At 48.0% G+C, this 23,952-nt stretch carries 20 protein-coding genes; 7 read left to right on the top strand and 13 right to left on the bottom strand.

Annotation, left to right across the window (positions count from 1 at the left end; all coding sequences use genetic code 11):
- Positions 1-3: 3 nt before the first annotated feature.
- Positions 4-1,785 (top strand): acetyl/propionyl/methylcrotonyl-CoA carboxylase subunit alpha, encoded by a 1,782-nt coding sequence (locus UL82_RS02175; protein ID WP_046438788.1) that lies wholly within the window; start codon positions 4-6, stop codon positions 1,783-1,785.
- Positions 1,786-1,882: 97 nt separating this feature from the next.
- A complete protein-coding gene (locus UL82_RS02170) occupies positions 1,883-2,269 on the top strand; it encodes a hypothetical protein (protein WP_046438787.1) in 387 nt (128 codons plus the stop codon).
- A gap of 441 nt (positions 2,270-2,710) precedes the next feature.
- Here UL82_RS02170 and UL82_RS02165 read toward each other — a convergent pair whose 3' ends face one another.
- Positions 2,711-4,111: an NAD(P)H-quinone dehydrogenase gene (locus UL82_RS02165; protein WP_046438785.1), complete on the bottom strand. Its 1,401-nt coding sequence runs from the start codon at positions 4,109-4,111 to the stop codon at positions 2,711-2,713.
- A gap of 165 nt (positions 4,112-4,276) precedes the next feature.
- The gene (locus UL82_RS02160; RefSeq protein ID WP_232009506.1) at positions 4,277-5,458 is read right to left on the bottom strand and encodes an amidohydrolase; all 1,182 of its coding nucleotides are present in this window, start codon (positions 5,456-5,458) and stop codon (positions 4,277-4,279) included.
- A gap of 254 nt (positions 5,459-5,712) precedes the next feature.
- Between UL82_RS02160 and UL82_RS02155 the strand changes: the two genes are divergently transcribed.
- Entirely contained in the window at positions 5,713-7,230 is a 1,518-nt protein-coding gene (locus tag UL82_RS02155; RefSeq protein ID WP_083966492.1) for a phosphohexomutase domain-containing protein, read from the top strand.
- 56 nt (positions 7,231-7,286) lie between these two features.
- On the opposite strand, the gene UL82_RS02150 is transcribed toward UL82_RS02155, so the two are convergent.
- Both UL82_RS02150 and upp read right to left on the bottom strand, forming a co-directional pair.
- The gene (locus tag UL82_RS02150) at positions 7,287-7,769 is read right to left on the bottom strand and encodes a helix-turn-helix domain-containing protein (protein ID WP_083966388.1); all 483 of its coding nucleotides are present in this window, start codon (positions 7,767-7,769) and stop codon (positions 7,287-7,289) included.
- A 129-nt stretch (positions 7,770-7,898) separates the two neighbouring features.
- Entirely contained in the window at positions 7,899-8,534 is a 636-nt protein-coding gene (gene upp, locus UL82_RS02145; protein WP_046438782.1) for a uracil phosphoribosyltransferase, read from the bottom strand.
- An 80-nt stretch (positions 8,535-8,614) separates the two neighbouring features.
- Between upp and UL82_RS02140 the strand changes: the two genes are divergently transcribed.
- The 3 genes from UL82_RS02140 to UL82_RS02130 are packed head-to-tail and all read left to right on the top strand — an operon-like array spanning position 8,615 to position 11,044.
- Complete coding sequence (locus tag UL82_RS02140; protein ID WP_046438780.1) at positions 8,615-8,884, top strand: hypothetical protein; 270 nt, start codon at positions 8,615-8,617, stop codon at positions 8,882-8,884.
- Positions 8,881-9,774, top strand: coding sequence for a C40 family peptidase (locus UL82_RS02135; RefSeq protein WP_052735845.1), 894 nt, complete (start codon positions 8,881-8,883; stop codon positions 9,772-9,774). Before UL82_RS02140 ends, UL82_RS02135 begins: the two co-directional genes overlap by 4 nt.
- Before the next feature lie 40 nt (positions 9,775-9,814).
- A complete protein-coding gene (locus UL82_RS02130) occupies positions 9,815-11,044 on the top strand; it encodes a hypothetical protein (RefSeq protein WP_046438779.1) in 1,230 nt (409 codons plus the stop codon).
- 263 nt (positions 11,045-11,307) lie between these two features.
- Here UL82_RS02130 and UL82_RS02125 read toward each other — a convergent pair whose 3' ends face one another.
- From UL82_RS02125 to UL82_RS02105, 6 genes are all read right to left on the bottom strand, one after another.
- On the bottom strand, positions 11,308-12,210 hold the full coding sequence (locus UL82_RS02125) for an amidohydrolase family protein (protein ID WP_126316316.1): 903 nt from the start codon (positions 12,208-12,210) through the stop codon (positions 11,308-11,310).
- 106 nt (positions 12,211-12,316) lie between these two features.
- Positions 12,317-13,375 carry an inner membrane protein YhjD gene (gene yhjD / locus UL82_RS02120; protein ID WP_046438776.1) on the bottom strand — a complete coding sequence of 353 codons (1,059 nt, stop codon included), beginning with the start codon at positions 13,373-13,375 and terminating at the stop codon, positions 12,317-12,319.
- 278 nt (positions 13,376-13,653) lie between these two features.
- Complete coding sequence (gene trpS / locus UL82_RS02115; RefSeq protein ID WP_046438775.1) at positions 13,654-14,712, bottom strand: tryptophan--tRNA ligase; 1,059 nt, start codon at positions 14,710-14,712, stop codon at positions 13,654-13,656.
- Between the two features lie 237 nt (positions 14,713-14,949).
- Positions 14,950-15,111: a hypothetical protein gene (locus tag UL82_RS11220; RefSeq protein WP_169746256.1), complete on the bottom strand. Its 162-nt coding sequence runs from the start codon at positions 15,109-15,111 to the stop codon at positions 14,950-14,952.
- Positions 15,112-15,164: 53 nt separating this feature from the next.
- On the bottom strand, positions 15,165-16,070 hold the full coding sequence (locus tag UL82_RS02110) for an exodeoxyribonuclease III (RefSeq protein WP_046438773.1): 906 nt from the start codon (positions 16,068-16,070) through the stop codon (positions 15,165-15,167).
- Between the two features lie 5 nt (positions 16,071-16,075).
- Positions 16,076-17,284: an MFS transporter gene (locus UL82_RS02105; RefSeq protein WP_046441085.1), complete on the bottom strand. Its 1,209-nt coding sequence runs from the start codon at positions 17,282-17,284 to the stop codon at positions 16,076-16,078.
- 550 nt (positions 17,285-17,834) lie between these two features.
- On the opposite strand from UL82_RS02105, the gene UL82_RS02100 reads away from it, so the two are divergent.
- Positions 17,835-20,072: an NADP-dependent isocitrate dehydrogenase gene (locus UL82_RS02100; protein WP_046438772.1), complete on the top strand. Its 2,238-nt coding sequence runs from the start codon at positions 17,835-17,837 to the stop codon at positions 20,070-20,072.
- A 667-nt stretch (positions 20,073-20,739) separates the two neighbouring features.
- On the opposite strand, the gene UL82_RS02095 is transcribed toward UL82_RS02100, so the two are convergent.
- The 3 genes from UL82_RS02095 to UL82_RS02085 all read right to left on the bottom strand — a co-directional run bounded on the left by UL82_RS02095 (position 20,740) and on the right by UL82_RS02085 (position 23,893).
- Positions 20,740-21,726, bottom strand: coding sequence for an HtaA domain-containing protein (locus UL82_RS02095; RefSeq protein WP_046438771.1), 987 nt, complete (start codon positions 21,724-21,726; stop codon positions 20,740-20,742).
- 266 nt (positions 21,727-21,992) lie between these two features.
- Positions 21,993-22,820: a heme ABC transporter ATP-binding protein gene (locus UL82_RS02090; protein WP_046438769.1), complete on the bottom strand. Its 828-nt coding sequence runs from the start codon at positions 22,818-22,820 to the stop codon at positions 21,993-21,995.
- Positions 22,817-23,893: a FecCD family ABC transporter permease gene (locus UL82_RS02085; protein ID WP_232009505.1), complete on the bottom strand. Its 1,077-nt coding sequence runs from the start codon at positions 23,891-23,893 to the stop codon at positions 22,817-22,819. Before UL82_RS02085 ends, UL82_RS02090 begins: the two co-directional genes overlap by 4 nt.
- Between the last annotated feature and the right edge of the window lie 59 nt (positions 23,894-23,952).

Raw genomic sequence — 23,952 nt, 5'->3', positions numbered from 1 at the left:
CAAATGACTGTGGAAACCAGGAAGATTACGAAGGTCCTCATCGCTAACCGTGGCGAAATCGCCATTCGTGTGATTCGTGCCGCCCGGGACACCGGCATTACCAGTGTCGCCGTTTACGCCGAGCCAGATGCGGATGCACCTTTCGTTGCCATGGCCGATGAGGCGTTCGCCCTTGGCGGACAAAACTCCGCCGGATCTTACCTTGTCATTGATAAAATCCTCAATGCCGCAGCTAAATCTGGTGCAGATGCAATTCACCCTGGCTATGGTTTTCTCTCCGAGAATGCAGATTTTGCTCAAGCAGTTATCGACGCCGGATTAATCTGGATTGGCCCTTCGCCGCAGTCTATTCGCGACTTAGGCGATAAGGTCACTGCTCGCCATATTGCGCTACGTGCCGATGCGCCCATGGCGCCGGGCACTAAAGAACCAGTCAAAAATGCCGATGAGGTGATTGCTTTCGCCCAAGAGCACGGCCTGCCTATTGCTATTAAAGCTGCTTTCGGTGGCGGCGGCCGAGGCATGAAAGTTGCCTACACCATGGATGAGGTAGCAGAACTTTATGAATCTGCTACCCGTGAAGCAGTAGCCGCCTTTGGTCGTGGTGAGTGTTTCGTCGAGCGCTACTTGGATAAAGCCCGCCACGTTGAGTGTCAGGTTATTGCCGATCAACATGGCAATGTAGTGGTAGCTGGTACCCGTGATTGTTCTTTGCAGCGTCGCTTCCAAAAATTAGTGGAAGAAGCTCCAGCGCCGTTCCTTAGCGATGAACAGCGCACCAGTTTGCATGAATCAGCAAAGCGTATCTGCCGCGAGGCCGGTTATTATGGCGCCGGTACTGTTGAATATCTTGTTGGCTCCGATGGCTTAATCTCCTTCTTGGAAGTTAATACCCGTCTTCAAGTGGAACATCCAGTAACCGAAGTTACTACCGGCCTAGACTTGGTTCGTGAGCAGTTCCGTATTGCTGAGGGACAGCAGCTGCGCATTAAAGAAGATCCCACCCCATATGGTCACGCATTTGAATTCCGAATCAACGGCGAGGACGCTGGTTCGAACTTCATGCCAGCACCTGGCACGGTAACCAAATATATCGAACCGTCCGGGCCTGGTATCCGCATGGATGCAGGCATCGTAGAAGGTTCAGTAATCGGCGGCCAATTCGACTCTATGCTGGCTAAACTCATCGTATTTGGCGAAACCCGGGATGAGGCCTTGCAGCGTGCTAGGCGCGCGCTATCGGAATACACCATCGAAGGTATGCCAACTGTATTACCGTTCCATGAGCATATTGTCTCCCACCCTGCTTTTGTTGGTAACGGCGAAACATTCGATGTGTATACCAAATGGATCGAAGAAGAATGGGATAACCCGATCCCAGCCTATGTTGATCCTCATGACAACACCGCAGAAAAAACTGCACCTTCCCAAAAAGTCGTTGTTGAAATCGACGGACGACGTGTTGAAATTGCCCTACCCGGTGACCTCTCCTTTGGCAGCGGAGCCGGTGTAAGCAAAAAGAAGACCAAAAAGCGCCGGTCAGGTGGCACTAAATCCGCAGTATCTGGCGACGCGGTAACCGCACCGATGCAAGGCACCGTTATCAAAGTCAATGTGGAAGAAGCTGCCGAAGTTGCCGAAGGCGATGTAGTGGTTGTTCTTGAAGCTATGAAGATGGAAAACCCCGTCAAGGCCCATAAAGCCGGAATTGTAACCGGACTAGCTATCAGCGCTGGCGAGGGAGTTACCAAAGGGCAGATCCTATTGGAAATCAAAGATGCCTAAAACTTTAGCGCACTAAAACAAGCGCCGGGTGAGACATTTTACCCGGTGCTTTCATTTTGCCACTATCACTAGAGATAGCAGCCTAAAATTGAAGACTATGGAACCAACAGATATTAATGGCGGCCGTTTCTATGCACGTCCCCTACATAACGATGATCGTATCGACGATACCCCGGCTCTAGCCATGGCCACTTCAGCTTTCACGCCTTTAAGTGTTGCCGAAACACGTCAAAGCTGGCTCAATGACACTATGTACACCTGGGCGGTATGTGAGCAAACAAATATCGATATGATCGCACTCGCCGTACTACACCTTAATACCGATGGTGCTCATGTGCTCGATATTGTCCCGGTAGGCGATCCTTACCGGTTACTGCCTAATGATCCCGTCCTAGAGCGCAAAACTGTCCAGGATGCCATCACAGAAATCCGCGAACCAATCACGCGCTGGGCGACAGCCCACAACATTTCCCTAGTAAAATAAGACTAACAAACAACTGGGAATTAGCTGAAAATCACTTGTATTAATAGTTCATATGAAATTCTTAAAAATCCTCCTAGCTGTAGAAAAGTATAAATTTCTAACTGAATATCCTTAATTCATATCAAAAACGTTTGCAGATCAGCTTTCGCTTACCTACAATCGAGCCCAGCCCAGAAGTGACATATACATTCAATAAGTCACATCTGTGCTTATCCCCTATCCACCTATATAAGGAGAATATTATGAGTTCTTTATTTGGCTATTTCTATAACATCCTTCTGACCGTCAAGGACAGCATAGTTGATCTCTTCAGCGCTGTATTCTTGTCTTCCTAGTAGCTGGATGATCAATCGCTGCTACTGCGATAATAATTAAACGGTACGTTATACGCTTAGTGAAGCTATAACGTACCGTTTCTTTTCCCAGGCGAGTCAACCCGGCCTAGCTAAGATCATCAGGCTGCACTAACTGACGCGCAGCCTCAGTAATCAAACCAGATAACGAAGGATATACCGCAAAGGTCTGTGCTAAATCCGCAACTGTTAACCGGTTGGTTACCGCCACAGCAATAGGCAAAATCAACTCGCTTGCGGTTGGTGCGACAACTACCCCACCAATAATAATTCCAGAGTTCATACGGCAAAAAAGTTTTACAAAACCGTGGTGCAAGGAACGCATTTTTGCCCTAGGGTTGGTATCTAGTGGCAGCATGACCGTTCGTGCTCGTACCTCGCCAGATTCCACCTGCGCTTGGGTTACTCCTACCGCCGCGATTTCTGGGCGAGTAAATACTGCCGTTGCCACTGTTTTTAACCGTAATGGCGATACTCCTTCACCTAAAGCGTGATACATCGCAATACGTCCCTGCATGGCCGCCACCGATGCCAAGGGGAAAAGATCTGAGCAATCTCCGGCAGCATAAATACCGGAAACATTAGTTCGCGATACCCGATCTACTTTAATGTGTCCGGAAGCAGTCATTTCTACCCCCACTTTTTCTAGCCCTAGCTCAGCAGTATTAGGAATCGATCCCACGGTCATCAAGGCATGTGAACCAAAAATTTCTCGTCCATCAGCAGTTCGAACCACCACGCCTGTATCGGTACGCAGCACCTCATCAACACGAGCACGCTTTTCTAGTACCACACCTCGTTCGGCAAGAACCGTTTCTAGAGTATCGGCAGCATGAGCATCATCATGTGGCAAAATACGATCCCGACTAGCAACCATGGTGACTTTTACCCCTAACTCAGCAAAAGCCGACACAAATTCTGCACCAGTAACACCAGAACCAATCACAATAAGATGCTCTGGTAAAGCATCAATATTATAGATTTGCCGCCAGGTTAAAATCCGTTCCCCATCCGGTCGCGCATGAGGCAGAATCCGTGGGCTAGCGCCAGTGGCTATCAAAACCAGGTCGCACTCTACGGTTTCGACCTCACCGTCGTTACGCTCAACCTTGATATAGTGCACTGTTTGCTTAGGGTTATAATCATCAAAAGATCCGCGACCATCAATAATACGCACCCCAGCACGCTCGACTGAATCCCGGATATCTTCAGACTGTTCATGGGCAAGTCCTTGCACACGCTCATTGAGTGCGGCGATCATCAACGTAATTCCACCGGCTTTTTCTAGCCCCATAGCATCGGCGCGACGTAAATCAGTTTTAATATTCGCACCGGCAATAAAGCTTTTCGACGGCACACAATCATCAATAACCGCAGAACCACCTAAACCGTGGTCTTCGACCACAGTAATCTCGGCGCCGTATTTTGCCCCAGCTATTGCTGCTTCATAGCCAGCTGGGCCACCGCCGATGATAACAATCCGCTTCACATTCGTGGACAATGATCCTCCCGATAAGGTGGTCGAAAAAGTGAATGACAAGGCTATTTTCTTCTTTACTCAGCCCAAGGCCAAACTCCCATAGCGGGAACCATTGTAGTCACAAAAAATGTGATATTAAGCGCACATAATCTAATTGTTTACCCCATAACGGTGCTACCCAGCCCCCTGAAACTTATCCACAATAGCGGCAAATAGGCGCATACCCACCATAATGCTGCGTTCGTCGGCACGCATATTAGCTTGATGAAGATCTCCAGGTTCACCAGATCCATCCCAACAGCCAAGCCTGGCCATTGAACCAGGAACATGCTCTAAATACCAGGAAAAATCCTCGCCCCCAGAAGACTGCGGAGCCTGCACTACCGCATGCGGATCAATACTGGCACTTGCTTCAGCAAGAATCCCAGTTGCCACATCATCGTTGATAACTGGAGGCACACCTTTAGTGTAAATAACCTCATGTCGGCAACCGGTAGGAGCAATAATGTGCGCAATAAGCTCCTCTAAAAGCGGCTGAATAGTACGCCACACAGTAATGTCGCCAGTACGAATCGTGCCCGAAACCTGCCCATATTCTGGAATTGCATTGGCAGCATAACCAGCATTAATCGAACCAAAAACCATAACGGTAGCGGTTTGTGCACTCACCCGGCGCGATAATAACCCTGGTAGTTCCGTAACAATTTTTGCCAGTGCATAAACAACATCCTGAGTTAAATGCGGACGCGAACTATGCCCGCCTGAACCGTATACCTTGATGTCAATAACATCACTAGCAGAAGTAATTGCTCCTGTGCGCACCCCGATTTTTCCTACTTTTAGCTTTGGTTCGGCATGGAGCGCATAAATAGTAAAAACTCCCTGCAAGGCACCAAAACTAATTACCTCAGATGCACCGCCATCCATAACTTCTTCTGCCGGTTGGAAAATAACCCGCACCCCAATTTCTAGTGGCGCACTAGCTAGTGCACAGGCTAAAGCTAAAGCAATTGTTGTGTGAATATCATGTCCGCACGCATGCATGACTCCCGTATTAACACTGCTAAACGGCTCCTGCGAGTGCTCAGTGATAGGCAGAGCATCAATATCAGCACGAAAAGCAAGTTTTTCTTCCGTATCCGGGCCAATATCAACCATAAGACCAGTGGTGGGAAACAAAACCGGTTCCAACCCAAACTGCCCTAGGGTGGTAGCGATGAACTCGGTGGTAGAAAACTCCATATGCGATAGTTCTGGGTGCTGGTGAAGATGACGTCGCCACTGAATAATCTCATCGTTATGCTCGCTAATCCACCGATCAACATAAACAGTTATTAATGATAAGTGTGACCTCACCTGCTTTGTGTTCCCCACCGTAAGTTCCATCCCCTTTCCTTATTTCTCATGGTTCATACTATCTGTCGGGCGTAGACTTTAGAGAACCAAGCCTAACCCGTTAGGGCAATTATGAAAGTTCCACACTATCGCTATGTCGTATCCCCCAACGTCTAGTGCGATAACCGACAAAATAGAGGAAATAGATTGTGACTGCACGACTAACATTCGGCACTGCTGGATTGCGCGCACCAATTGGCCCTGCTGAACATCAAATGAATGTTCAGCAAGTCAGCCGTATTTCTTCTGCCGTGGCAACTTGGCTTGCCAAACAAGCCGCTCAGCATCCACATGAGCATCCCGCTTTTCCCGAAAATGAATTATCGGGTATTCACTCTAGTTTCCGGCATGAGGACTCTGCACCTCGAGTTGTCGTTGGCTACGACGCTCGTTATGGCTCACATGCTTTTGTTACTGCTGCAGCTGAAGTTTTTGCCGGAGCAGGTTTTGAAGTATTTCTTATGCCTACCCCTACCCCAACTCCCATGGTTCCCTGGCTTATTAAACAATGGGATTTATCAGGCGGAATACAAATTACTGCTTCTCATAACTCGGCGGCAGATAATGGCTATAAGGTGTATATGGCTAATGGCCGTCAATTATGCAGCGAAGGCGCACATGAAATAGAAAAACTATTAGAGTCCACACCAGCTGCAACCGATATTCCGCGCGTTTTTGTTCGACCAGCACCAGATATGTCGCGTCGCTATATTGATGATTGCGTCAACCTTATTGTTCCAGAACAAAGCGACTTGCTACGAGTTAATGCTGAACGATCCCAAATCAAAATTGCATTTTCAGCTATGCACGGTGTTGGCGGGCGCACCCTTAAGCATTCTCTGCAAGTAGCTGGTTTCGCCCAGGTATTCCCACTTGCAGAACAACTTCACCCGGATCCGTCCTTTCCGACGGTAAACTTTCCCAATCCGGAAGAACCTGAGGCTGTGCGTGCTTTACTAGAATTCGGCCAACACGTGTGCGCCGATATTCTTATTGCTCTTGATCCCGATGCAGATCGCTGTGCCGTGGGTATCCGCAAACATAATGGTGATTACGTTATGCTCCGCGGTGATGAAACCGGCCCGTTATTAGCAACGCATCTTGTTCCGGAATACACCGGGCAAGGCAAACGTCCGGTAGTTTCTACCACCTTTGTTTCTTCCCAACTGCTTGAATCAATCGCACTAGATAAAGGATGGGATTTTCGTACCACACTCACCGGCTTTAAAAACCTCATGAATGCCGCTGACCAGGTCGACTATGCCTGTGAAGAATCCGTGGGCATTGCTCCTGCCCCGCAGCTCGTCGATGATAAAGATGGCATTATCACTGCTTTATATATCTGTGCCTGGGCAGCCGAGCTTAAAGCACGCGGTTTAACTTTGGGTGATGAAATGGATTTGTTGTACCGCCGCTATGGAATTTTTGCTGGTAAACAGATCGCTTTTCGAACTGGACATCCCGAAGAACTCATTTCTGCCCTAGAGAAAAATATGCCCCACACCCTAGGCGGGATCACTATTACCCGCTGTCCTTTTAATGCTCCGCTAGCGGTTATTCATCTCAGGGGCACTAATGAGCAAGCACAACTGCGTATCCTTGCCCGCGCCTCTGGTACGGAATCCAAGGCAAAAGTGTATGTAGAAGTTTCTCAAACTGACACTATGGACACCGCTAGGGCAATTTTGCATACTGTTGTTGAGGAAATGACTAAACATCTAGCGCAGCTATAGCTCGTACCAACTAATACGTTTTAATACGTTTTATTAGTAAATGACCATCAACAGATTTATAAATCAGTATCACTATGAGCATTATTAGGCTCGCGTGGGCACAGTTGATTAATAAACTGTGCTTTTTGCGCTAGATCGCGTGCGTCGAAACGCGGAAGGTCATCAATATATCCAGCAAGTAGATGTCGACGATCAAAACTAGCAATATCAGTAGCTTCCCGTGGCCATACAATATCTACTTCAATATCGGCATGCACATCACCTTGAAAACGGTCAACCACAAGTTCTCCTGGGGCAGGCAATAGTACTACCGGCGGAACGTGCAAGGCACGGGCGAGTTTGTAGATGGTGGACATCGTAGGATCCGCGCTGGTTTTATCATTATTAGTGTTTCGCTCCAAATTAGAAATTTGGTTTCTACTCACTCCGCTTAATTCGCCTAGTCGAATCTGGGAGAGTCCGCGCATAGTACGCACTGCACGCAAGCGCACGGCAAAGGCGTGTCCATAACTAATCCACTGCGTCCAATTCTCAGGCATAATTTTAGAGTGACTAATGTAGTTAACAAATCCTGCCAACTATATTAGTCACTCATGCATAATTATGCATTTGTCTGCTGTGTTTTTTGTTACACGCTACTCACAGATCTTTTTTGCCCTAGGGCAATTTTAAAGTTGAATATTGCGCGGCCCATAAAGCCGATCACCAGCGTCGCCAAGCCCAGGGACAATATAGGCGTCCTCGTTCAACTCTGGATCAATGGTGGCAGTAAGTAGCTTGACCGGCAACCCCGAAGTTGCCAAAGCATCCACACCAGCTTGAGCAGACACCATACACACAGCGGTGATATCGGTAGCACCACGATCTGCAAGCAACCTAATTGCGTGCAACAAAGAACCACCAGTAGCCAACATAGGATCTACTACAAATACGGTACGTCCAGTGAGATCGTCAGGAAGGGCTTCCAAATACGGAACCGGCTCACGGGTTTCTTCATCCCGAGCAAGACCAATAAAACCAACTTGAGCATCCGGAATCATTGATAACGCTGGATCAATCATGCCTAAACCAGCACGAATAACCGGCACAATAATCGGTGGATCCAGCAGCCTCGTACCTTGAGCGTCTGCTACCGGAGTAGATAAAGCAAAATGCTCGGTAGCAAGATCGCGCGATGCCTCATAAATTAACATCGCTCCAAGATCAGCAAGTGCGGCGCGGAAACCAGAATTATCAGTTCGCTTATCGCGCATAATGCTTAGTCGAGAAGCTGCTAGCGGGTGATCAACTATTCGGATGTCCATATTGTCCCATCGTAGCGGTCAAAAAAAATTTTTTTACAGATGATGTCACTATTTAGCTAAAAAATCCGTCTTATATCATTATGAACATTGAACCAGAAAAAGTCCGCACCCTAGTGATGCAGCTACATGAATCCGCCCGCTACACAAGTACTACGCCCACAGATAGTTTGCTTACCGGTAGCGGGGCAACTCGCTTCCACACTGCCTTATACCGTGCTCTCGAATCAATGAATATGCGGGCGCGTAATCAAAGCGCCTATGCACTGCTTCTGGCAGATACGAGCCAGATTTTTGCCAATCGTATTGTTGCCACCGATGAAAACCTTGCTCAACGATTGGATAAGCAATGATCGATATACTTCACGGACTTGAATCCATCCAATCGCTTGTTCCTGGCACCTCTTTTCCTGCGCTGCCACATTATCCTGATATCAGCCTTATTCGTGATCTAGCAGCTCAATTTAATGTTGAAACACAGCTTTTCGACGTTAACCAAGCCCTACTTGCCGATGCTCACAGCGTCGAAAAGCTGCTACCGGAAGCAATCTCCGAATTACGCTTAGCCGGCGAAGAATTAGTTCAATTGGGCAGCGAATTACTCACCCACGCGATAAAAATTGCTCCAGCAATTTTGCACCCCGATCCATCAATTTCAGCACGCGCACAGATGGAATTAGCCACACTCCCACAGACTTTCGTTGAAACAGCGCTTATTAGAATTGATGTTGCTGAGCAACGATTAATGCCGGCTATTAGCCGCTTAGAAGAAATTGCCAGCACACGAGATCCGGATATCGAAACCCACATAGAACGACTTCTGCCCATACATGCAACTAGGAACACCCAACCTGATTATCTCCCGGATAACTCGACTTCCGCACCTGTCGATCATGATGATATTGCGCGCGGTAAAGCAGCTGTGGCAGCGGCAAAATCACAATTAGGTGCTCCATATAAATGGGGTGGTACCACCCCAGATGGCTTCGATTGTTCTGGTTTCACCCAGTGGGCATGGCGAAACGCCGGTGTGGAATTGCCACGATTAGCAGAACATCAAAATGTTGGTACCCAAATTAGTCGAGATCAATTAATTGAAGGAGATCTATTAGTTTGGGATGGACATGTTGCTATGTATGCCGGCAACGGGCAAATTATTGAAGCCGGCAATCCGGTCTCATTAAACCCCTTGCGCGAAAGTAATCTGGGAATGAACTTTTTTGGTTACTATCGCCCTCACTAAATGTTTAGCGGGGATGCTCTTTAAGCTAAAATGACCACCTATGGCTAATAAAGGTATCCTCCCCGTCAAACTGTCTCTCACCGATGGTGATTTTTACACTCTGTGGGCTCCCGAGTGGCGCGAGCATGGTGCCGAATGGCAAGCATTTCTCGGCAAAGACGAAGAACTCTATGTTTTCCGTTCCGAAGCGGAATTATTGCTTTTTCTTGAATCCAACCAGCCACATGATCTCACCAGCCACCCTAAATGGGGCAACTTCAACAGCAAAGATGACACCCGGGTACTTGCCCGCGAAGAACGCGATCACTACGACATTATCGGTGCCCCGGCACTACTAGCCGAAAAACCTAGCCACGAGACAGTTTCTGGAACCTCCCGTGCTTTCCGAATGGCACGCTCACTTGGCGACGTCTTAACCCTTACCGACGTACTCGTCTTTTTCTCCTCACACTCTTTACTCGGTAACGTTGAACGTGGAGTCGAACACTTCCACGGCGATACTGGCCTAGGCGACTGGACAGCTATCGGACGCGTTGTCCTAAACAATTGGGATAAGATTGTCGATGCCATCGACCAAGCCATAACCATCAAAGAGGTTGATGGCGATCTCGAAGAAGCTAATAACCGCATCGACGCCGCTATCGCTACTGCGACTGCTGCTAAAGAAGCCGAGGAAGCCCGCAAAAAAGAAGAAGCCGAACAAGTTGACCCTTATGACACCACTGTCTGGGCAGCAACCGGTATCGACCCCATCAAAATCCATATCGACGGCCGCACCGTTTACACCTTGCGCACTTATCTCAAAGCACAACCAGTATTCCTCGGCAAATACGGTGAAATCTTCACTTTCTCTTCCTCCAAAGCACTCACCCGCTGGCTCGTTGAACACGACGACCATGACCTTGCCGCAGTATCTACCTGGGAAGAGGTTATGCAACACGCCAATGCAGGCACCCTCGAAATCGCGGTACACAAAGACAACGAATACTCCTTCAATGGTATTTCTCGTAATATCGCCAAGAGCATCGAAGCAGTTGACACCGAGCAAATGAATCGCGCCTACGAACTGCTTGCCGACGCCGCCGACTGGGCAGCCGATGACTCACTCAACTCGTTCTTCCTCACCAATCCGCGCATGCAAGACTACATCTCCTATATGCTCGGCTCCACCGAGACCGCTGGTTATACTCCTACCCCGCCTTTTAGCGATCACGCAGAAGGTTGGAAGCAGCTAGAGGAAATGCTCATCAAGCGCTTCTCCCGCTTCTAGGGCAATTTGAATACTTTTATTGTGGTCTGGATCGCAAAATAAAACTCCCCAGCTAGTTTGCGCTTATTTTCTATCGCAAACAACTGGGGAGTATTTTTTATATTACTACTCACCAAACAGCACATAACGTGCTCGGTTAAAATCATTAAAACGATTCAAAATACTAATTTGAGCATTTTAAATAGAAATACAGTGTTCATTAACAATGGTTTGATCGCTATAAGATAGCGTCGAAAAGCCTCAAATTAGTAATTTGGCTACTTTTATAACTGGAGATCCTTCGGATCAATACCCATTTCTGCTAACAAGGCCGGATCAATGCCTCCAATATCGAGAGGCTCACTAGAATCATTATCGGCATTACTATCTGACGACGATTCCTCCGGAGCCGGCATAGTGTCTGTGAACTCACGATAAATCGGCACAATCTGTGTGGCAATAATCTCTTCCCGTAGTGGCAGAGGCAAAAACGCGGCGTCCATCGCTTGCATTGTCAGCCTAAAAATGTGGCCAAGATCAAACTCGAGAAACTGCTCAAATTGCCCTAGGAGGTGGGCGTCCATTTCCTGCGCCGTGACCTTGAATCCTAGCTCAGCAAGTAGCGCCAGTGGATGATCTGCCAGTGATTCGATACGACCTTCTGCAACCGCAGTAACCGGATTAGTAAGCACTGGAATACCACGATCGCGCACCCAACCAGCCGCACCGCCGACAAAAATGGTTCCTTCCTCGTCGATGTGGAAGTCGTCGAAAAGCTCACTATCGCCGATGATGCGCGCAGCAGCATAAGTTACCTGTTCAGTCAAGGCACCACGAAATTCATAGGGCACTAACGCGGTGCGTGCGGCGGCGGCTAGCTCTGGAGTATCGACCACTACCCCTAGGGCAAAACCGGTTTCATCGGCAGCCACGCGATAAATATCATCCACACTTGTGCACTGCACCAGCACGCCGATAGTAAACGGAGATGTGATCGCCAAGCGAATGGCCTGATCGAACTCGTCGATGGTTACACTATGCTCAGCGTAAACAACATTTTCTGTGCTCAAACGCTCAATGGCAGCGGCAATCGAGCCGGTAGAATGCAGATAAACCTTAGGCAGGCTGCTCATCAGTTCAGGGGTAAGTCTTTTATACTCGGCGCTGAAAACGGGGGTTTCGTTCATAGAAACAAGCATAACCAGTGTGCTCTTTTCTTTGCTTTTCGACGACTATCCCCTGCGACTCTTATTTTTTACCCGTCAGCTATATCAACTATATCCCAAAATTGCCCTAGGGGGTGCGCAAGTTATCGATAAGAGCACGCACCGTTGTCAGTGGATTGGCACTTACTTTAACTTCTTCACGTACTCGAATAATTGCTGGTCCTGGTGCTTCAAGAGTCGCAATCGCTAATGCTTCTTCTGTGGTCGCAGCCCAAGAAGCGCAATACATAACGATGCGCCACACAAAGTAAAAAATAACCATGATACCGATGATCGGACCAAAAGTAGCACCAGCAGGATTGCTGAGCGCATTAGTGAAAAAGAGCGCACCAATTTGTTTAAGAAACTCAAAAGCAACGGCACCAATCACTGCGGCCTTAGCTGCGGCCTTGATAGGTACTTTTCCACGCGGTAGGTATTTCATCAGCCAAAACATAAATACAAAGTTGGCAATCAAACCAACCACCAAAGTAATTGCATAAGTAAGTAGCGAAATACCCGGTATGGCATCAAGATGCAGCAGTTCTAGAATGCGCTGTGTTAACCCGGAAGAGCCGATAGCGGTCACACCAAAAGCAATGATAAAGGCGAGTAGCATGCCGATGAGTCCGATGAGATCACGTATTTTCGTCGCAAAGAAATTATCAGCAGCAATCGGGTAACGCCACATTTTCGATACTCCGAACCGCAGATTATTCATCCAATTTAGTCCAGACCATAACGCGGTAATACCACCGATGCCATACATCGAATTACGCTGCGAGATCGCGGTATCAAGAATCGTGTTCAAGGTGTCAGCAAGTGACTCCTCCACAGAGGTAACAATAGCTTCTTGAATCTGCGCCAATAAATCGGGTCGATATGCCAATAAAGTAGCGACCACGGCAAAGCCCAACATAAGAAGCGGAAACAACGAAAGCACCGAGAAATACGTAATACCTGCTGAAAACTGATTGCCGCCTTCTTGGGTATAGCGTTCGTTCATGCGCATCACGTGGTCAAAAGCCGACCACCTTTCGCGATACTTATCGATAAATCCCTGTTCATCTGCATAAACTCTTTCGATGCCGTATTCATCAGTTTTCGAAGAATCTGGGCGTGTCGATGGGGTTACCACGGTTATCATCCATTCTTTTCGCGGGCAGAGGTCACCCTTTTCACCCTAGGGCAATTTCAGCGATAAATATGGGTGGACAATCCGGCTAAGAAAAATTGTTAACAAGTTGTTGCTTCTCACCTATTTATCGACGACACCCGTTTCTAAGGCATCATGCTCAAATTGCTAATTTGAGGTATTTTTAACGTTCTTAGCGCTAGATCGAAACACAAAAAAGTCCCCAAAATAGCAATTTGGGGACTTATTTTTATTACTTTCCGACGTTCAAACGCCCTAGCCGGCTAGGACTAAATTGCCCTAGGGAGGAAACCTACTTGCTGATACACATCTGCCAAGGTCTTCGAGGCTACTTCCCTAGCACGCTGAGCTCCGTGTGCCAGTACTCTTTCTAGCTCCGCGGGGTCAGAAATGTACATATCGTATTGTGCTTTCAGTGGGGTGACAAATGCCTCTAGGGCATCAGCAGTATCGACTTTCAATGCACCGTAGCCTTGATTTTGGTAAGCGTCGACAAGCTCAGGAATACTCTTTCCAGTCAGTGCTGACTGGATAACTAACAGATTAGATACACCTGGTTTGGCCTGTTTATCGAAACGAATTTCGCCATCGTTGTCAGTGACTGCTGAGCGAATGCGTTTAGCGGAAATTTTTGGATCATCAAGCAAATTAATGAGACCTTTGGGGTTGCCGCTGGATTTGCTCATTTTGCTGGTGGGATCTTGTAGATCATAAATCTTAGCTGCACCTTGTGGGATAAAGCCTTCCGGAACAACGAAAGTTTTTTTATAACGGTGGTTAAACCGCTCAGCAAGAGTACGGGTAAGTTCGAGATGCTGACGCTGATCTTCACCCACTGGAACCAACTGCGGTCGGTAAAGCAAAATATCAGCCGCCATGAGCATCGGATAAGTAAAAAGCCCGGCAGAAGTACGATCTGCCCCACGTTTCGCAGACTTGTCCTTAAACTGAGTCATACGACTAGCTTCGCCAAAACCAGTCAAACAGGTAAGAACCCAGTTCAACTCGGCATGCTCAGGCACATGTGATTGCACAAAAAGAGTTGATTGTTCTGGATCAATCCCTAGGGCAAGAAGCTGTGCCGCACCGGCAATAGTGCGATAGCGCAATTCCTTAGGATCTTGATCAACGGTAATCGCATGAAGATCGGGGATAAAATAGTATGCGTCGTATTGATGTTGGAGGTCAATCCACTGTTTAAGCGCTCCAAGATAATTTCCTAAGTGATAGCTATCTGCAGTGGGTTGAATGCCGGATAAGACGCGTTGTTTTTTCGCCGGAACAGCAGTATTTTCTGCGGTCGCCGTAGTATTCGTGGAGTTAGTCATAATTTCTTTAGCCTAATATGCAACGCCCACCCGAGCCTAATATATTTTCTCCTACGCAGGTTAAAGCGTAACGGATACACACACATATGACTTTGCTATAGCAGTAAACTCAAACGCTCATGCGGTTAATAAACCACATGAGCGTTTAGGGTAGCTAACAATCGACGATTGCAGCCGCGGCACTATCTTTGCCGTTGTTGTAGGCACCGAACCGGTGCTTTTGTGCTCTATAAAAAATTATCGAAAAAGATAGGTCAGACTTGCAATAATGCTTGCTCCACCCATACCTAATAACAAGGCACCAAGAATTGCGTTGATGTCATTGTTGCCGAGCAAAAGCGTCGAAAGTCCAGCAAGTACGATACCTAAAATTAATAAAACAATGCCGGTCAAGCGCATGAATGCTCCTCTAGTGCAATATATTTTCCTAGCGAACCCAATCTACCATCTGATTAGCGATACATTACATTAAGCGGACTATGATCAGACCAGCGTAAGTCATAAGCACTTGCTTTATCCACCCAGGTTTTCTCGGCGCGCGCCAGCATTTTGGCAGTTGCAGCTTGGTAGTCGATGCGCCAGCCTGCGTTCGTATCAAAGGCCTGTCCGCGATATGTCCACCAGGTATAAGGTGCATCCTGTGGGTGCAGCCTACGGGCAACATCGAACCAGTGTGGATTGCGGGTTGCTTGTCGTGGTTGATCGAACGCCGGTACGTATTCCACTGTACCAGCCCACTGTCCATGCTGATCAATTTGGCTATGTTCGTCGGGGAAGGTACCAAATAGTGCATCCATAAAGGCGCGTTCATCGGGTAGAAAACCGCTCTTTTTGCGGTTGGTTTTAAAGTTTTTTAAGTCTTGTTCGCGGTGACAGATATTCCAATCTCCACCAACGACCATATACTCATTGTCTTGAGCTGCCTGGGCTAAGAAAGGCTCAAAAGAGTCAAGGAAATAATACTTCTCATCTTGTTTCGCGGTATTAGCTGACCCGGAAGGAAGATACAAGCTCGCGACAACAACCTCGGTGCCATTGTCATCAAAACTGCCCTGGATATATCGTCCGGAATCTTCAAAACCAGGAATACCAATGCGGATATCAGATAGTGGGCTGCGGCTTAGAATACCCACCCCGGCGCGGCCTTTTGCTGCTGCAGGGGCGCCAATGTAAAACCAACCGTCGTCAAGCACAGGCGCTAGGGCAATTTCGGTATCTTTTTCGCTGGCACGTACTTCCTGCAATAAGACGATGTCGGAGTCGCTGTGGCGTAGCCAGTGAATAAAACCGAGGTTAGTCTCGCTGCGTTGTTTTACTGCGGCGCGAATGCCATTGACGTTGACGGTGGTAATCTGCATGTGCTCTAGACTAGCTGCTTCGCGCGCAAACGTGCAGCCACTGCCCAAATACCTAAGGCACATAGTCCTAGCGCAGCACCGGCAAGGGCTGGGGCGGAATATCCATAGCCGGCAGCAATTACTGCACCACCTAAAGAAGCGCCCAAAGCATTAGCGATATTTAACGCGGAGTGGTTCAAGGCGGCAGCAAGAGTCTGTGCTTTACCTGCGACATCCATGAGCCTAATTTGTAAGGATGGAATCAGTACTGAACCGGAGGTACCAACCGTCGCAAAGCTAAGGATGCCGGTAATCGGATGTGACGATGCAAAGTAGAACACAATCAAGCTTAAAATAATCATGCCCATGGCAATGCCGATACCTTTTTCCAGGTTCCAATCGGCAAGCCGGCCACCTAGGTAATTGCCGGCCACCATGCCCAAACCATAGGCCATCAGCACAACCCACATGAGGTTTTCATTCAAACCGGCTTTTTCGGTCATCGTCCACGAGATGTAGGTATATACCGCGAACATGCCACCAAAACCGACCGAACCAATTGCCAAGGAGAGCCACACCTGGCTACGACGCAGCGCGCCTAGCTCGGTCAGTGGTGAAGTTGGTGCCATTTCAGACATATGCGGCATAAGGAACCACAACGCCAATAAAGTAATAAGTCCAATACATGCGACCAACCCATAAGCGGCTTGCCAGCCAAATACCTGACCAAGCAGCTGAGCAATAGGCACACCAACAACGGTAGCGATCGGTAGGCCCATACCAACGAATGCTAACGCGCGACCACGTTGACCACGAGGCGCCATCGAGGCGGTAGATAGGCTTGCCACGGAGAAAAACGCACCATGTGGAACACCAGCAATAAAGCGCGAGGCAATTAATACAGCATAGTTTTCTGCAAAAATACCTATCGCATTGCCTACCGTGAAGGCAAGCATCAAAATAATCAGCAATCGACGACGCGGGATATGTCCGGTCAGCGCAGCGATCAATGGTGCAGCAACGACTACACCCAATGCATAGGCGGTAATAATATGCCCGGCTTGATCCTCACTCACCCCAAAATCAGCAGCAATGAGATTGAGTAATCCCATCGACACAAACTCAGTAATTCCAATACCAAAACCGCCAGCAGCCAGCGCAATCATGACTAAGAGACGACGAGTATCAGAAATATCAGTTTGACGAGGAATCGGGCGACGATTGAGTGCAGGCATGCCGGAAAACATTAGTCTTTTTTATGCATTTTTCAAGTTGCCCATCAGTTTTTAACAGTAGTTGTATTTCTAACCAGTACCCATAATGGCGTTGAAATGGGCAAAGTTTCACGTTATGACGCTAAGCACACACATGCCTTAGATCTTAGGAAAACAATGTTTCTCATATGCTAGGGCTAAAAGTTATGTGTTATGCAATCTTTAAGCTTTAAAACAGATTTTTCTTATCTTTTGCTTTGCGACGAACCCCTTAACGATAAATCTTGAAAGAAAAGAAATAACAAGAACTAGTCGCCTCTAGCCACCCTCCCAAACAGGGGTAACTAACCTGTTTAGCATTTACACCAGAAAAACAATACGATCGTACTGCTAACTGCCTTTTGGGGGCGTTTTACCCATCACATCCCCTAGGGCAATTTGAGCGGTTTTTCAATCGTCGAAAAGCAAAGAATTCCTTTTAATCATCGGATTTATCAGCAAAAAACCATTGAGCACGGTATCCTGGGCAGTTGCATGTGATAGTTCGTTTAATACGTACCCGAGGAAACTTATGGCAAAGATCATCTACACCCGTACCGATGAAGCTCCACTACTAGCGACCTATTCGTTTCAACCGATTGTGGAAGCATTTGTCGCCACCGCTGGTATCGAAGTAGAAACTCGCGATATTTCTCTTGCTGGCCGTATTCTGAGCCAATTTCCGGACTATCTCACCGAGGATCAGCAGGTCAACGATGCTTTGCAGGAACTTGGCGAATTAGCGCAAACTCCAGCAGCTAATATCATCAAGCTACCTAATATTTCTGCCTCGGTCCCACAGCTTAAAGCTGCTATCGCTGAGCTACAATCCCACGGCTACGCCCTGCCCGATTACCCGGATAACCCACAAACTAACCAGGAAAAAGATATTCGCGCCCGTTACGATCTGGTCAAAGGATCAGCGGTTAACCCGGTTTTGCGCGAAGGAAACTCTGATCGACGCGCACCAATTGCGGTGAAAAACTTTGCTAAGAAGCACCCACATACTATGGGCGCGTGGTCGAAGGATTCTAAAACCGCAGTTGCAACTATGGATGCACATGACTTCCGGCATAATGAAAAATCCATTATCATGCCTGCCGACGACGTACTCAGCATCAAAATAGTTGCCACAGACTCCAGCGAAGAAATCATCCTCAAAGAAAAACTTCCGGTACTTGCTGGCGAAGTTATCGATGCAACTTTCATCTCCGCTGCCGCACTTGATAAGTTCCTGGCGCAGCAAGTCGCTCGCGCCAAGGAAGAAGGTGTGCTCTTTTCCGCTCACCTTAAAGCAACCATGATGAAGGTCTCTGATCCTATTATCTTTGGCCATGTTGTGCGCGCCTTTTTTGCTGACGTTTTTGCCACCTATGGAAAAGAACTTACTCAGGCTGGATTAACCGGAGAAAATGGTTTAGCAGCGATCTATTCTGGGCTAGAAAACCACCCCAAAGAAGCAGAAATCAAAGCTGCCTTTGACACAGCACTTACCAATGGCCCGGATCTTGCCATGGTTAATTCAGCCAAAGGCATTACCAATTTACATGTGCCTTCCGATGTCATTGTCGATGCTTCTATGCCGGCAATGATCCGCACTTCTGGACACATGTGGAATAAAGATGGCGCTGAACAAGACACCCTCGCCGTAATTCCTGATTCTTCCTACGCTGGGGTTTACCAAGCAGTTATCGACGATTGCAAAACTAACGGTGCTTTTGATCCCACCACCATGGGTACTGTGCCAAATGTGGGACTTATGGCGCAAAAAGCTGAGGAATACGGCTCCCATGACAAGACCTTCAAGATTGAAACCACCGGCACCGTGCAAATTGTTAATTCCGCTGGCGAAGTACTTATCGACCATGAAGTCGAAGCTGGCGATATTTGGCGTGCCTGCCAAACTAAGGATGCCCCCATCCAGGATTGGGTAAAACTAGCTGTTACCCGCTCTCGCCTATCGGGTATGCCCGCTATTTTCTGGCTCGATCCGCAACGTGCTCATGATCGAAACCTGATCTCACTCGTCGAAAAATATCTTGACGGTCACGACACAACAGACCTAGATATCACCATTGCTTCACCGGTTGAAGCCACCAAAATCACCATCGAGCGGCTCCGTCGAGGCGAGGACACCATCTCAGTAACCGGCAATGTGCTACGCGATTACAACACCGACCTCTTCCCCATCCTAGAACTGGGAACTAGCGCAAAAATGCTGTCCATCGTGCCACTCATGGCTGGCGGCGGACTCTTCGAAACAGGTGCAGGCGGATCCGCGCCAAAGCACGTCCAACAGCTTGAAACCGAAAATCACCTACGCTGGGACTCACTTGGCGAATTCCTCGCACTTGCCGAATCGCTACGCCACATCGCCAACACCGACGGCACCGGCGGCACCCCGAAAGCAGCTATCTTAGCCAATGCTCTCGACCAAGCCACCGAAAGGCTTCTCGACGAAGGCGAATCCCCATCGCGTACAGTAGGCGAGATTGACAACCGTGGCTCCCACTTCTTCCTAGCTAGCTACTGGGCAGACGAACTAGCCAACCAAACCGACGACGCCGAGCTAGCCAAACACTTCGCCCCCATAGCCCAAGCACTCGAAGAAAAAAGTACCGAAATTGCCCAAGCGCTTATCGACAACCAAGGCAACTCAGTTGACCTCGGCGGCTACTACCAGCCTAACGACGCAGCCACCACCGCGATTATGCGTCCGGTTGCAGCGTTCAACGAAATCATCACCTCCCTAGGGCAATTTGAGCAATAGTAAACAATAAAAAGCGGCATTCCGGTTTAGGGCAGGAATGCCGCTTTTGCTGCTTTCATAGTCGTCGAAAAGCATCTGGAAAGGCCCAAAATAGCAATTTGGAGGTTTTGCTAGAAATATTGGCTCTAATGAACTCTTATACCCACCAAGCGATACCAATGCTTTCGTTCTTAACTTTCCTATCACCCACGATGTAGCCCAGACTGGCCTCATCCCTGCCGGCGTTTCCCCTCAGCTCTTTTCTGGTTAGCAACGCCTAAACTACATATTCTCATCTCTGGAAAACCTCGGTAGCGGTTTTCTCTTCAAGGTTGCGCATGCATCCGTCATTATAGGTATGCTTATCGACGTATATCGCCTGTAATTACCAGCAATTCCATGCTTGGTACCTGACAGATATCGCATCCCTCGTGAATTTTTACAAGGACACGCTGGTGCCGCGTTTTTCCTAGTTAGCGGGCCTATTCCAATTATTGCTGCAGCTTCAGCTGGGTCTCTTTTTAGCTTCCCTAAACCTTGACTGATTCTAACCGGCAGCAACTAAAATATATTGGCAACGACCACTGGCATCATGGGCTAGAAACTAAAAGCTGCCGCTTCCTAAACCAAAGGAAGCAGCAGCTTTAAAAAAGGAAAACAAGACAAAAACGTTTTCCCCTAGGGCAATTTAGAACTTAAATGGCAGTTTAATCCCCATGGAAGCAGCCGCATCGATAACTGTCTTACCAAGGATTGCAACCAGACCAATAGCACTTACAATCGCGAGGGCGATATTCCAAAAACTACCAATCTTTGGCATAGTAATGCTGCCTTGATTAGCAGAGCTATTGCCATCCTTAGAACTATCTTGATCGCGGTGATCTGGATCTTTCTTACCATCAAGGCAAGTATCCTTCACCATAAACTCTGCATTTACTTCGTCAATTTCTGGCTTATAGTTTTTATTGTAAATGCCCATGAAGATAACATCGATACCCTCGATCGTCTGCTTCTTGGTTGTGCTGTCATACTGAGTTCCTGGCTTAGGAACATACATCATTTGCGAGCCAGTAAACTTCAAAGACTTGTGGCCATTGTCAAGATCCCACTTAGCCGAGCCTTCAGCAAAAGTATCTCGTCCGGTCTTCTTATTAGCTTCGATTTGATCATCTTTGGTGTAATCAGTCATCGCTTTACCCGGCACATAATAGCCAAGGTAGCTGCTACCAGCTTTTACTGCTGAGTCCTGAGTGGTGAAATAGGGGCTCGACATATTCGTGTACAGGGAACCATGATGTCCCTTAAACTCAAGTGTCGAATCCTTAGTAGCAATTTCGGACTTAATAACCTTGCCGTTTTTATCAAGTTCGATAAAAGATTTTTCTGGATCAACAGTAAATTGGAATTGGAAATCTTGTGCCGTCGCATCCTTGCCGTTGTTTTTCACATCGCCACTGGTAGTCCAATCGCCTTTTGCAATCGAGCCTTTAATGTATTGACGGAATGATTGCTTAATGCCCCACTTAAGGGTACCGCCAGTAATTTCCAAACCAGGACGTTGGCAAGTTGCGCTTTCGGCAACAACTTCTTGGGCAGATGCAAGCTGCGGAACAGTGAAAGTAGCGCCAACCATTGATAGTGCAACAACAAAACTCGGAATGATCCGATTCTTCATATGCTCAAACTCCAATTTTAAACGAAAAAGGACAGACAAAATAAAAGGTAAGCCATACCTTAATAACGTGTTGTGGACTTATCAATCATTTAGATAAACATATGAGCATATCTGCCCCCATTTCCCCCTTATTTTCAATAAGGGAACTAAATTGAAATTTATCTTTTCCTTTTAAACCACACCCCACTACCCCAAAACAACGAAAAGACCCAGCTCATTAGCTAGGTCCTTACAAAAAGTATCAAATCATCACTACATATCAGCTACTACTTACCACGATTGCCAGCATCTGAAATTGCCCTAAGGAAGGCAGTAGCTGTATCAATTTCTTGCCGACGTGCTGGGTGCACTGAACGCCTGCCTTCAGCGTCGATACGCACATCAATTGGCCAACCATAAACCTGGGACAAGGTCTCTCGGGTGTACACCTCATCCACACGACCCTGGGCGGTTACCGTACCATTAGCAAGACACACAATATGATCACAGTAGGCGGCTGCCGCATTAAGGTCATGCAACACCACCAACACAGCCACATTAGTCTCTTTCGCTATTCGACGCACTAACCCAAGCACTTGCTCCTGGTGTTTAATGTCCAAGGCTGCCGTCGGCTCGTCAAGAAATATCACCGGGGTATGCTGAGCCAACACTCTCGCTAGGGCAATTCTGGCTTTTTCGCCACCAGACAAGGTGACCACATCACGACCGGCAAGGTGCGCAGTATCGGTGGCTACTAGGGCAGCGTCGATAAGCTCTTCATCATATTGAGCTAAATCTGTCCCCTCCCACGGGCGGCGCCCCATTGCCACAACATCGCGCACCAAAAATTCAAAAGAAACGCTCACATCTTGCAGCATGACCGCCCGCAACCGCGCCATTGCCCGATTAGAAGTCGTAGCAGGATCGGCATCCATAATGCGCACCGCGCCATCAGTTCGATCCAAATCTCCCGATAACACCGCCAGCATCGTCGACTTACCTGCACCATTCGGCCCAATAAGACCAGTAACCTCGCCAGGCTTAGCTACAAAGGACACCTCACGCAGCAACTGCTTGCCGGCGATCTCAACAGAAACATTCTCGACGGTAATCAATGCAAACCCTTTCGCATCATTCGGCGAAGCAGGATGAAAAATGTCGGGCCACCAACCAACGCAGTAAAAATACCAATCGGCAAATCTGCAAAAGGAATCAGGGTGCGCGCTGCGATATCTGCAAAACCGATCAACACCGCCCCCGCTAGGGCAGAAGCAGGTATCAAAATCCTATTTTCAGGTCCCACAATCTGACGCAACAAATGCGGCACAATCAACCCAACAAAACCGATCAAACCAGCAAAACTCACCGCACCAGCGGTTAACACCGTCGAAGAAACAATGGCAACAACGCGTAGCTTTGCCACATCAATACCAGTGTGCCCAGCAGCCCTCTCCCCTAGGGCAAGAACATCCAATTTTCGCCCCAGGCGCAAGGCTATAACAACACCAAGCACCACGACCGGCAGCACTACCCACACATGCTTCCACTGCGAACCATTCAGCGAGCCCATCTGCCAAAAAATAATCTGCTCACGGTTCGACGTCGGAGCAAGGTAAAGCATGAATGAAATGATCGCCCCGCACACAGCATTAATCGCAATACCGGTCAAAATTAGATTCACAACCGCAACACGACCATTATGGCGTGCCAACTGATAAATAATCCCAGTAACCATAAGTGCGGTAATAAACGCAGCCACTGGCACAGTAAAAGTACCCAAAATGGCAATTTCAAAGACAATCACCAACGCAGCACCCACACCAGCACCAGAGGTCACACCAATTATCGACGGCTCCGCCAGCGGATTAGCAAATAACGCCTGCATCAACGTACCTGCTACCCCTAACGCAGCACCAACTAATAGGCCAAGAATAATGCGCGGTAAACGAATCTCCCATACAACCGACGAGGCCAATCCCGCAGAATCACTACCACCAAGCAAGATAGGCAAAATATCTTGCACTGGCACATAATACTGCCCTAGGGCAATACTGAGCAGCACAACAATGAGCAGCAGCGCAAACAAAGAGACAAAAAGCGTAATTTGGCACTGTTTCCGACGCTGAAATACCACGCTATTTGCATCAATTGTGCTGCTTATAGTGTTGTCCATCTGGCTGCTATTCATTACAACACCTGTACCTTGCAAACTAACTACCGCGCTATCATCCCAAACTGTCCTAGGAA

Source organism: Corynebacterium kutscheri (genome assembly GCF_000980835.1).
Lineage (GTDB): Bacteria > Actinomycetota > Actinomycetes > Mycobacteriales > Mycobacteriaceae > Corynebacterium > Corynebacterium kutscheri.
The sequence above is the reverse complement of the archived record's forward strand: the minus strand, read 5'-3'. Positions and strand labels throughout refer to the sequence as shown.

What these genes read in the sequence shown, in the direction of transcription:
- UL82_RS02175 (WP_046438788.1), top strand. Translation starts at nt 4, where the DNA reads ATGACTGTGGAAACCAGGAAGATTACGAAGGTCCTCATCGCTAACCGT.
- UL82_RS02170 (WP_046438787.1), top strand. Translation starts at nt 1,883, where the DNA reads ATGGAACCAACAGATATTAATGGCGGCCGTTTCTATGCACGTCCCCTA.
- UL82_RS02155 (WP_083966492.1), top strand. Translation starts at nt 5,713, where the DNA reads ATGAATGTTCAGCAAGTCAGCCGTATTTCTTCTGCCGTGGCAACTTGG.
- UL82_RS02150 (WP_083966388.1), bottom strand. Translation starts at nt 7,769, where the DNA reads ATGCCTGAGAATTGGACGCAGTGGATTAGTTATGGACACGCCTTTGCC.
- upp (WP_046438782.1), bottom strand. Translation starts at nt 8,534, where the DNA reads ATGGACATCCGAATAGTTGATCACCCGCTAGCAGCTTCTCGACTAAGC.
- UL82_RS02140 (WP_046438780.1), top strand. Translation starts at nt 8,615, where the DNA reads ATGAACATTGAACCAGAAAAAGTCCGCACCCTAGTGATGCAGCTACAT.
- UL82_RS02135 (WP_052735845.1), top strand. Translation starts at nt 8,881, where the DNA reads ATGATCGATATACTTCACGGACTTGAATCCATCCAATCGCTTGTTCCT.
- UL82_RS02130 (WP_046438779.1), top strand. Translation starts at nt 9,815, where the DNA reads ATGGCTAATAAAGGTATCCTCCCCGTCAAACTGTCTCTCACCGATGGT.
- UL82_RS02125 (WP_126316316.1), bottom strand. Translation starts at nt 12,210, where the DNA reads ATGAACGAAACCCCCGTTTTCAGCGCCGAGTATAAAAGACTTACCCCT.
- yhjD (WP_046438776.1), bottom strand. Translation starts at nt 13,375, where the DNA reads ATGATAACCGTGGTAACCCCATCGACACGCCCAGATTCTTCGAAAACT.
- trpS (WP_046438775.1), bottom strand. Translation starts at nt 14,712, where the DNA reads ATGACTAACTCCACGAATACTACGGCGACCGCAGAAAATACTGCTGTT.
- UL82_RS11220 (WP_169746256.1), bottom strand. Translation starts at nt 15,111, where the DNA reads ATGCGCTTGACCGGCATTGTTTTATTAATTTTAGGTATCGTACTTGCT.
- UL82_RS02110 (WP_046438773.1), bottom strand. Translation starts at nt 16,070, where the DNA reads ATGCAGATTACCACCGTCAACGTCAATGGCATTCGCGCCGCAGTAAAA.
- UL82_RS02105 (WP_046441085.1), bottom strand. Translation starts at nt 17,284, where the DNA reads ATGCCTGCACTCAATCGTCGCCCGATTCCTCGTCAAACTGATATTTCT.
- UL82_RS02100 (WP_046438772.1), top strand. Translation starts at nt 17,835, where the DNA reads ATGGCAAAGATCATCTACACCCGTACCGATGAAGCTCCACTACTAGCG.
- UL82_RS02095 (WP_046438771.1), bottom strand. Translation starts at nt 21,726, where the DNA reads ATGAAGAATCGGATCATTCCGAGTTTTGTTGTTGCACTATCAATGGTT.
- UL82_RS02085 (WP_232009505.1), bottom strand. Translation starts at nt 23,893, where the DNA reads ATGAATAGCAGCCAGATGGACAACACTATAAGCAGCACAATTGATGCA.